Below are 9643 nucleotides of genomic sequence, written 5' to 3'. Positions count from 1 at the left end.
ACAGGCGGCCACATCGTGGGAAAGCGCCGGACTGCCCCTCCTCTACATGAAGGATTCGCCAGTGCCGAGCGGCATTCCTGCCCGCCAGTACTGCCGGGCCAGCCATAGACCGAGTGCGAAAAGAACAACCCCTATTGCTGTGGGGAGAACCAGGAAGGCGACGTCGTCGAATGCCAGCGCGAGCCCGGATGCACCGGCCAGGGCCGCCCCCATCCCGGCGAGCCACAGGTCGAAGCGCCACCGGAACGTCGCCCAGCGCCAGACTCCGCGCTGGGGCTCGCGCAGGCGTGCGTCCTGCACCTCGAGCATTGCCAGATACCACTGTTTCTTCAGGTGCGAGACGAGAAGAACACCGGCGATGCCAGCGGCCAGTGCCCCGTACATTCCGAGGTTAATCCAGACATAGGTTTGCGGGAGTTCCCTGACCGTCGCCGGCCAACTTCCCCGGGATGCCAGCAGGACAGGAACGGGGATGAGAATGAACCAGAACACCAGTGCAACTACAAGCCACCCCAGCTGGGCGCGCGGGGAAAGATACTCGTTGCTGGAGACGACGATACCGCCCTCCAGGCCCTTCGTCTCACGCGTCCCGACGCGGCCCCGGAGCACCCGGGCCGTCATGATAAAACAGAGCGCGAGAAGGAAAAGGCCTCCGGGCACGGCGACGAAGAAGGACAACTGACTGATTTCTGATGGAGACAGTGCGAACAGCCCGCCGGAGACCCGGACGTCGGTCTGCCAGGGGGCCACATCATGGATCCGTGAGAAGAAGATCAGGTTGACAGCCAAGGCAGCCAGGCCCAGGACGGCCAGCAGGATGCCGATCCCAAGCACCATATGGAGCGAGCGGTGCTTAAGGGCCGAGCCCTTTCGCTTCCCCTGTGCTTTCATCTGTGTCCTATCGGTTTGCGGCAAAATTGCGCTCCATGATCTTGGTGATACGCCTTGGTGGATACCAGGACGACGGCAGTAACCGTACCTGTCGCGAGAGGGGGGCCGGGAGCTTTGAAGACGTCATGTTCGCCAGGCTAACCGCCCGCGCCGACTGGAGCCGCGCACGCGGGGAGCCTGCAGCCAGGCGGCGGTTGGTCAGTTGCGGCGGCGGTTTGGAAGGGCGGCAACGCCCTCCGGCAGCGGCGGCAGCCCGGCATAGCTGCACACCATGTCGCTCCACGCCTCCAGGTGGGAGCGGATGTCGGCTGAAGCAGGCGTCCAGGAGGCGCGAAGCTCGATGTCGATCGAGTCCTGCCGCCCGTTCAGCGTGCCGTAGCTTTCGGACAGGATGCGGGTAGCGGTGCCCCCGGCGTTGCGGTATGGGGCGCCGTGGTTCTCCAGCGCCTCCACCAGCCAGTCCCAGGCGACGGAGCCGAGCATGGTGTCGTTGCCCATGTCGGCGTCGAGCTGGGCGCGGATGTAGGTAACGATCCGGAAGGTACCGTCCCAGACCGCCGAACCTTCGGGATCATGCAGCAGGATGAAGCGGCCGGTGGCCAGTTCCGGGCCGTCGGCGGTCTGCAGGGCCGTGACCACCGGGCCGTGGAGCGGCCGGGGGCCGGGTTCGGCGATGACTTCCGCGCCCAGGGCCACGGCGAAGGGTGCCAGCCGGGAGGGCGCGGGAATTTCCTCCAGCCGCAGTTCATTCCGGCACTGCGCCTGGCGCAGAGCCGACAGCGCGCGCATGAACTCAGGGGGCACTGCTGAGAGATCAATCGCACTCACATAGCCAGATTATGCCCTGGAGCTATAAGACGTCAGGCAGGCGCGCCGGGGAGCCGCGGGGATCCCCGGCGCGGGACTAGGAGAGCTCGCTGCGGATGGCCGCGGCGAAGGCGTCGATGTCGTCTTCGGTGGTGTCGAAGGAGCACATCCAACGGACCTCGCCGCGCGACGAATCCCAGTCATAGAAGCGGAATTTCTGCCGCAGCCGGTCCGCCACCCCGGGCGGCAGCGCGGCGAACACGGCGTTGGACTGGGTCGGCTGGGTCAACGACAGCCCCTCGACGCCCTCGACGGCGGCGCGCAGCCGCGCGGCCATCGCGTTGGCGTGGGAAGCGGAGCGCAGCCACAGGTCGCCGTCGTACAGGGCGATGAGCTGGGCGGAGATGAACCGCATCTTCGAGGCCAGCTGCATGTTCATCTTGCGCAGGTACGGCAGCCCGTGAGCCGCGTCCGGGTTCAGCACCACCACGCATTCGCCATAGAGCAGGCCGTTCTTGGTGCCGCCGAGCGAGAGAATGTCCACCCCGGCGTCGGTGGTAAAGCTGCGCAGGTCGGTGCCCAGGGAGGCGGCCGCGTTGGACAGCCGTGCCCCGTCCATGTGCAGCTTCATGCCGCGTTCGTGCACGTGGTCGGCGATGGCGCGGATTTCCTCGATGCTGTAGAGCGTGCCCAGCTCGGTGCTTTGCGTGATGGACACCGCAAGCGGCTGCGCGCGGTGTTCGTCGCCCCAGCCCCACGCCTCACGGTCAATCAGCTCCGGGGTGAGCTTTCCGTCATCGGCCGGCACCGCCAGAAGCTTGATCCCGCCCACGCGTTCGGGTGCACCGTTCTCGTCCACATTGATGTGGGCGGTGGAGGTGCAGATGACGGCGCCCCACCGGGGCAGCAGCGACTGCAGCGACAGCACGTTGGCGCCGGTTCCGTTGAACACCGGGAAAGCCTGGGCGGCCTCGCCGAAGTGTCCGCCAATCACCTGTTGCAACCGCGCGGTGTAGGCGTCCTCGCCGTAGGCGACCTGGTGCCCGGTGTTGGCATGCGCCAACGCGGTCAACACCTCCGGATGAACGCCGGAGTAATTGTCCGAGGCGAAGCCGCGCAGGTCGGTGTCGTGCAGGGAACCGGAAAGCAGGGGGGAGTCAGTCACGTGTTTCAGTATTCCTTAATCAGTGGGTGCCGTCACAGCCGGGCCGGGTCAGGCCAGCCGGATGCGTGTCCCGTTGAGGCGGGCGGCGTCAAGCGTGAACAGGGCGGCGGCCGCGCGGCCCAGGTCTGCCACGTCGGTGAAGCCGGCAAAGGCCTTCTCCGGGTCTGCCCGGCGCATGGCGTCGTCCAGCAGGGCCTTGACGGCCAGGACGACGGCGGCGGAGCGCTGGGGCGCGGGGTCCTCCTTGCGTCCGGACTGGGCCCGGCGAAAGGCGTCGGCCACCGAGGACATCCAGCTTTCTGCGGCGGCTTTGGCGGCGGCATAATTGGCGCCGGACGCGGTGGGGGAATCCGTTGCCGTGGTCGAGACGATGGCCACCCGGCCGGACGGGGAGGCCTCCAGCTGGGAGTAGAACGCGCGGGTGGTGTTCCGCAGCGTGCTGATCAGCTGCCGGTGCAGGAAGTCCCAGTCTTCATCCGACTGCCCCGCCAGGCCCTGGCCGCCGCGCCAGCCGCCCACCAGGTGGATCAGGCCGTCGGCCCCGCCGTGCTCCGCGGCAACGGCGCCGGCCAGTTCTTCCACGGCCCGGGGGTCGGCGAGGTCGCACTGGAAGCAGGCCACGGCGTCGTTCTCCGCATAGGCGGCGTCGAGCCGGTTCTTGCTGCTGCCGACCGCCAGCACCGTGGCGCCCGCGGCGGTCAGGGCCGCGGTGACGGCCTGGCCGGAGGCGCCGGACGCGCCGGCGACGACTACCCTCAGGCCGGCCAGCCGGCCGGGGCCGGGCGCGGCGGCCAGCAGCCGTTCGGCATCGGGCGGTCCGTCGCCGGTGCCGTTCTGCGGGGCGGCCATGTCAGGCCGACTCTCCGGTGATCCCCGAGGTGGATTCGATCACCGGCTTCATTTTCCGCGAGAGGGCCTCGTAGAACATCGACAGCGGGAACTCGTCGTCCATGACCTGGTCGGTGACCTCGCGCGGCAGCCCGGTCAGCGGCAGGGCATCGGGGCCCTTGGCCCAGACCGAGGCCGGGTGCGGGGTCAGCGTCCGGGTCAGCATCTCGTAGGCGGCCAGCCAGTGGGCCACCTTGGGCCGGTCGATGGAGCGCCAGTACAGGTCCTCGATTTCGCCGCCGAGGGCGACGACGGCGTCCGCGACGTTGTCCCAGTCGATGGAGAGCTTGCCGTCCGTCCAGTGCAGCACCCGGTGCTGGTGCAGCCAGGCGAACAGCAGCTGGCCGCCGAGGCCGTCGTAGTTGCGCACCCGGTTGCCGGTGATGGCGAAGCGGAAGATCCGGTCGAAGATCACCGCGTACTGCACCAGCCGGGCGTGCTTACGGACCTGATCGGACGCGGTGGCGTCCTGGGCCAGGCGCACCGACTCGCGGAATGCGGTCAGGTCGCAGCGCAGTTCCTCCAGCGAGTACAGGAAGTAGGGCATCCGCTGCTTGATCATGAACGGATCGAAGGGCAGGTCGCCGCGCATGTGCGTGCGGTCGTGGATCAGGTCCCACATGACAAAGGTTTCCTGCGTCAGCTGCTGGTCGTCGAGCAGGGCCGCAGCCTCTTCCGGCAGTTCCAGCGAGGTGATCTCGGCCGCTGCGCGGACCACCTTGCGGAACCGGGCGGCCTCCCGGTCGGCGAAGATGGCGCCCCAGGTAAAGGCAGGGGTTTCGCGCACGGCCACGGTCTCGGGGAAGAGCACGGCCGAGTTGGTGTCGTAGCCGGCCGTGAAGTCCAGGAACCGGATGGGCACGAACAGCTTGTTCGAGTAGGAGCCCGATTCCAGTTCGCCGATGAAGTCCGGCCAGATGACTTCGATCAGCACGGCTTCGACCAACCGGTCGCTGCTGCCGTTTTGCGTGTACATGGGGAAGACCACCAGGTGCCGCAGACCGTTGACCCGGTGCTGCTGCGGCTGGAACGCCAGCAGCGAGTCCAGGAAGTCCGGGACGCCGAATCCACCGTCGCGCCAGCGGCGGAAATCCACGGCCAGTTTGTCCAGGTAGTCGGCGTCGTGTTCGAACAGCGGGGCCAGTTGGCCGATGGCGTCGATGATCACGTCGGCGTGCCGGGCGGCAGCGGGTTTGTTGCCCTCGTCCGGGACGGAGCCGTCCTGGACCTGGAGTGCGCGCAGCGCTGTGGCTGCCTCCTTCAGACGCAGCCAAGCCGGGTGCTGCGCCGGGTTGCCGTGCACGGCAGCGCTGGAGTTGCTGCGGGTGGGGGTGATCGTCATCGTCGCCTCGCCTTTCCGTCGTGCCGGCGGGTCCCGGCGCCTCGAGTGGATATGTAGCGAGCGTAGCAACGCAACAGCCATACTTATTTCAAAACCGGCAACAGGTAAGTGACTGTAATGCTCGGAGGCGCGGCGGTCGGAAATGATTAAGCCCGGCTCGTGCTGGCCGGGCTTAATCATGCTGAAACGTGGAAGCGCCTTAAGCGCTGCGGGTGGCGCGGTACGAAAAAGCTACTGCGTGCCCTTCAGCGTCAGGGACACGGAGTTGATGCAGTAGCGCTGGTCGGTGGGGGTCCCGTAGCCCTCGCCCTCGAACACGTGCCCCAGGTGAGAGTCGCAGCTGGCGCAGCGGACCTCGATCCGCTCCATGCCCAGGGCCGAATCCCGCAGGTAGCGCACAGTGCCTTCGGCCAGCGGCGCCCAGAAGGACGGCCAGCCGCAGTGCGAGTCGAACTTCTCCTTGCTGGTAAACAACTCGGCCCCGCAGGCGCGGCAGCTGTAGACACCCTCGGTATGGGTATCCCAGTATTCGCCGGTGTACGGCCGCTCCGTGCCGGCCTCGCGGAGCACATGGTATTCCTCCGGGCTCAGCTCCTGCCGCCACTCATCGTCGGTCTTGGTCACCGGGAACTGCCCGGCCTCTGTGTTGCTCATACTCTCTCCAACGCTCACGAGTCGCCAATGTATCCCGAGCCCGAGTACAGGTGCAGGACGGGAATGCCCAGCTTGTCCTGCGCCCGGTTGGCCCAGTCGGTATGGAAGGTGTCGGAAATGGAATGCGGCCGGGTGATGACGACCGCCCGGTCTGCAGGATGTTCCCCGACGTACTTGACCAGGGCGGACACTCCGTCGTCCTCAACGATGTCCACCGTGGCGTTGAAGCCCGCTTCCGCCAGCAGCCTGGCGGAGATGCGTCTGGCCTCGTCGGCCTCGTGCCGGGCCTCCTCCGGACTCGGCTGGCCGTGCGCCAGCTCGCGGAACGCGGTGCCGACCTCCAACATGCTCAGCCGCTCGACGAAATCCAGCAGCAGGTTTCGCTTGGTGTCCTCGGGAATCAGCACCCGGAAGGTGGCCTGCTCGCCGGCGGTCTGCTCGCCGGCCAGCCAACCGAAGTTCTTCAGGTCGGCGTCATTGAGCGGTTCCTCGGTCAGCACGACGATGGTTTCGGTCATGCGCCAAGCCTAATCAGCAGCGCAAGCCGGGGACAACAACGCGGCACGCCGACGGCCGCGCCGGTTAGCGGTGGGCACCGGCACCGGCAAGAATGGAGCCATGGCTGTGTTCGAACGCTCATACCGGTCCGGCCGGAACACTTCTGCCGGCGACGGCGAGCTGCCCCGTGCCCGCTGGCTGCTGCTCGGTGCCTTGGCGGGGGCGGGTGCCGGATCCGTGCTGGCGGGAGCGACGTCGGGGCTGGCCTCCTATTTCGCCCGCCAGGTGCTCACGCCGGTCCGCGAGCATGTACAGGATCTGGAAATCCTGGCCGTCGTCGGATCCGGCGTGGAGCAGGAAATCATCCTGCCGGCGACCCTGGACACCACCGCGCCGGGCGTCTACAGCCTCTATTTCGACGGCGGACGCTCGGTGGCGCGGGTGGGTGAGGTGACGTCCTACTCGCCGCGGGAAGGCACGGTCCAGCGCAGGGTCGAGCGGGTGTATGCCGGCGACCTCGCCGCCGCCACGCGCGGCTGGTGGGGCGGTGCGGCCTACCCTGACCCGGCCGCCGTCGGGCTGGCCAATGAGGAAGTGGAGATCGAGGTGGAAGGCGGCATCGCGCCGGCCTGGCTGGTCCGCGCCGAGGGGGACGCGAAAACCTGGGCCATCATGGTGCACGGCCGCGGAGCGTCCCGGGCCGAGGGTATCCGCGCCGTCCGGTCGGTCCGCGGCCTGGGCATCTCTTCGCTGCTGATCTCCTACCGGAACGACGGCGAAGCCCCCTCCGCCCCGGACCGCCGCTATGGGCTGGGCATGACCGAATGGCGCGACGTCGAGGCGGCGATCGGGTTCGCCCTGGCGAACGGGGCAGAGGATGTGGTGCTGTTCGGCTGGTCGATGGGCGGGGCAATCAGCCTGCAGGCCGCCGACCAGTCCCGCTACCGGAGCCGGATCCGTGCGCTGGTGCTGGACGCCCCGGTGATTGACTGGACGGATGTGCTGGCCCACCAAGCGAAGCTGAACCGGATTCCGGACGCCGTGGGGCAATTCTCACAGTGGCTGATCTCGAACAAGGCCGGACGGCTGCTGACCGGCCTGGCCGCCCCGCTGGACCTGAAGATGATGAACTGGGTGGCCCGGGCCGACGAGCTGCGCGTGCCGACGCTGATCGTGCACAGCGAGGACGACGACTTCGTGCCGCACGGCCCGTCGGCGGCGCTGGCCGAAAAGAATCCTCTGGTCACCTTCGAGCGTTTCAGCGGGGCCGGACATACCCGCGAATGGAACGTGGACCCGGAACGCTGGGAGCGCGTCGTCACGTCCTGGTTGAGCCGGGTGCTCCGTCCGGTGGGGTAAGGGCTAATCTGCCTTGAGCGGGGCGAAGGACGCGCCGGTCAGGGCGGCCAGGTCCGCCGGCGCGATTTCGATATCCAGTCCGCGGCGGCCGCCGGAGACCAGGATGGCGCCGAAGTCCCGGGCGGTGGAATCCAGCAAGGTGGGGCTGGCGTGTTTCTGTCCCAGCGGCGAAATTCCGCCCAGCACATACCCGGTGCGCCGCCGAGCTACCTCAGGGTCTGCCATGGCCGCGCGCTTCCCGCGCAGGGCCGCGGCCAATTTCTTCAGGTCAAGGCTGGAACTGACCGGCACGACGGCGACCGCCAGCGATTCGTCCACGACGGCCATCAGGGTTTTGAACACGCGGGCGGGATCCATCCCCAGCGCCTCCGCGGCCTCCCGGCCGAAGCTGGGCGCCGCGGGGTCATGGGCATAGGTGTGCAGCACATGCGGAACCCCCGCCCGCTGCAGCAGCGTGGTGGCGGGGGTTCCGGCGGATGGCTTGTGCTTGGCCATCGTCAGGCCGAGGCAGCGCGCAGTTGCCGTGCCTCGGTGATGAGGCGCTTGATGCGGTACAGCATGGCGGACATGCCGCGGATCCGCAGCGGGGTGATGGCGCGGGTCAGGCCCAGGTGCTCGGCGATATCATCGGGAACGGCCAGGATCTGCTCCGCCGGCAGCCCGTTGAGCCCCTCGTGCAGCACGGAGGCGAAGCCGCGCGTGGTGGGAGCCTCCGGCGGGGCCGAGAAGTAGATCTGCACGTCCTGGTCCGGGTCAGCGCCCAGCTCCAGCGTCAGGAAAAGCGGCGACTGGCATTCCACCACCTGCTCCAGCAGCTCCGGATGGCCGGCGAAACGTTCGGGCAGCTCGGGAAGCTCCCGAGAGAACTCCAGCAGCAGCTGCAGCCGCTCGGCCTCGGTGACCGCCTGGAAGTCGTCGATGATTTCTGCCAGCGGTTCGGGAATCGTCTGCTCGGTCACGGTCATACTTGCGCTCTCTCTTGCGGTTTCGGGCTCCCCAACGTCAACGTTGTGTGCCGGTCGGCTATTCCTTAGCGCGCCGAGGCGGGGATCCCGCCGGGCTCGGCGCCCCTGACGATCGGCACGCGGACGGCATTGCCCCATTCGGTCCACGAGCCGTCGTAGTTGCGGACCGTGTCGAAGCCCAGCAGGTACTTGAGCACGAACCAGGTGTGGCTGGACCGCTCGCCGATCCGGCAGTAAGCCACCACATCGTCGCCCGGCTTCAGCCCGGCGTCGTCCAGGTAGATGGCTTCGAGCTCTTCGCGGGAACGGAACGTCCCGTCGTCGGCCGCCGCCCGCGCCCACGGGACGGACGCCGCCGTCGGGATGTGGCCCCCGCGCAGCGCGCCTTCCTCGGGGTAGGCCGGCATGGTGGTGCGCACGCCGGTGTATTCCTCCGGGGAGCGGACGTCCACCAGCGGCTTGCCGAAGTGGTCCAGCACGTCGTTAAGGAAGGCGCGGATGGGTGCGTCGTTGCGCTCGACGACAGGGTAGGTCACCGCGGCGGGCCGCGGCGTCTCGGTGCTCAGTTCGCGGCCCTCCGCGATCCACTTGTCGCGGCCGCCGTCCAACAACCGGACGTCTTCGTGGCCAAACAGGGTGAAGACCCAGAGGGCGTAGGCTGCCCACCAGTTGCTCTTGTCGCCGTAGAGCACCACGGTGGCGTCCCGGCTGATGCCCTTGGAACCCAGCAGCGCGGCGAAGCCCTCGCCGTCCACGTAGTCGCGGGTGTCCGGATCATTCAGGTCGGTGTGCCAGTCAATCTTCACGGCACCCGGAATGTGCCCGGTTTCGTACAGCAGGATGTCTTCGTCGGACTCCACGACCACCAGCCCGTCAGTGCCCAGATTGTCAGCCAGCCACTGCGTGGAGACCAGGCGGTCGGGGTTGGCGTAGGCGGCAAACTTCTCGTTGTGCTCGGTGGCAATGGGCATGGCAAACCTTTCCTTGACGTGCAGCTTTCCATAGCGTGCAGACAGCCGTGCAAAACGGCCGGGGACTTCTGTTCAGCCTAACCACTGGAGCGGGCAAAAGCTT

Annotated in this window: 11 protein-coding genes; 1 reads left to right on the top strand and 10 read right to left on the bottom strand. The window is 67.8% G+C overall.

The genetic code is table 11. The annotated features are described in order from the left end of the window. Nucleotides 1-42: 42 nt before the first annotated feature. The 7 genes from AC5RVD_RS14665 to AC5RVD_RS14635 form a co-directional block, all read right to left on the bottom strand. Nucleotides 43-915 carry a hypothetical protein gene (locus tag AC5RVD_RS14665; protein WP_494127319.1) on the bottom strand — a complete coding sequence of 291 codons (873 nt, stop codon included), beginning with the start codon at nt 913-915 and terminating at the stop codon, nt 43-45. Between the two features lie 174 nt (nt 916-1089). Further along, nucleotides 1090-1680, bottom strand: coding sequence for a DUF3000 domain-containing protein (locus tag AC5RVD_RS14660; RefSeq protein WP_494127362.1), 591 nt, complete (start codon nt 1678-1680; stop codon nt 1090-1092). A gap of 115 nt (nt 1681-1795) precedes the next feature. Next, a complete protein-coding gene (locus AC5RVD_RS14655; RefSeq protein ID WP_494127318.1) occupies nt 1796-2863 on the bottom strand; it encodes a threonine aldolase family protein in 1068 nt (355 codons plus the stop codon). Nucleotides 2864-2911: 48 nt separating this feature from the next. Next, nucleotides 2912-3712: an SDR family NAD(P)-dependent oxidoreductase gene (locus AC5RVD_RS14650; protein WP_494127317.1), complete on the bottom strand. Its 801-nt coding sequence runs from the start codon at nt 3710-3712 to the stop codon at nt 2912-2914. A gap of 1 nt (nt 3713) precedes the next feature. Then, entirely contained in the window at nt 3714-5093 is a 1380-nt protein-coding gene (locus AC5RVD_RS14645) for a DUF6421 family protein (protein ID WP_494112573.1), read from the bottom strand. A 231-nt stretch (nt 5094-5324) separates the two neighbouring features. After that, nucleotides 5325-5747, bottom strand: a complete 423-nt coding sequence (msrB, locus tag AC5RVD_RS14640) for a peptide-methionine (R)-S-oxide reductase MsrB (RefSeq protein WP_494112572.1) — start codon at nt 5745-5747, stop codon at nt 5325-5327. A 14-nt stretch (nt 5748-5761) separates the two neighbouring features. After that, nucleotides 5762-6265 carry a hypothetical protein gene (locus AC5RVD_RS14635; RefSeq protein ID WP_494112571.1) on the bottom strand — a complete coding sequence of 168 codons (504 nt, stop codon included), beginning with the start codon at nt 6263-6265 and terminating at the stop codon, nt 5762-5764. A 100-nt stretch (nt 6266-6365) separates the two neighbouring features. Between AC5RVD_RS14635 and AC5RVD_RS14630 the strand changes: the two genes are divergently transcribed. Then, entirely contained in the window at nt 6366-7604 is a 1239-nt protein-coding gene (locus AC5RVD_RS14630) for an alpha/beta hydrolase family protein (RefSeq protein ID WP_494112570.1), read from the top strand. A 3-nt stretch (nt 7605-7607) separates the two neighbouring features. Here AC5RVD_RS14630 and ybaK read toward each other — a convergent pair whose 3' ends face one another. The 3 genes from ybaK to AC5RVD_RS14615 form a co-directional block, all read right to left on the bottom strand. After that, complete coding sequence (ybaK, locus tag AC5RVD_RS14625) at nt 7608-8099, bottom strand: Cys-tRNA(Pro) deacylase (protein ID WP_494112569.1); 492 nt, start codon at nt 8097-8099, stop codon at nt 7608-7610. Between the two features lie 2 nt (nt 8100-8101). After that, entirely contained in the window at nt 8102-8569 is a 468-nt protein-coding gene (locus AC5RVD_RS14620; RefSeq protein WP_494112568.1) for a SufE family protein, read from the bottom strand. 65 nt (nt 8570-8634) lie between these two features. After that, nucleotides 8635-9540, bottom strand: a complete 906-nt coding sequence (locus AC5RVD_RS14615) for a sulfurtransferase (protein WP_494112567.1) — start codon at nt 9538-9540, stop codon at nt 8635-8637. Between the last annotated feature and the right edge of the window lie 103 nt (nt 9541-9643).

It is taken from the genome of Arthrobacter sp. THG-b23 (assembly GCF_059091265.1).
Note: the sequence above shows the minus strand (reverse complement) of the source record. Positions and strands in the feature narration are given on the sequence as shown.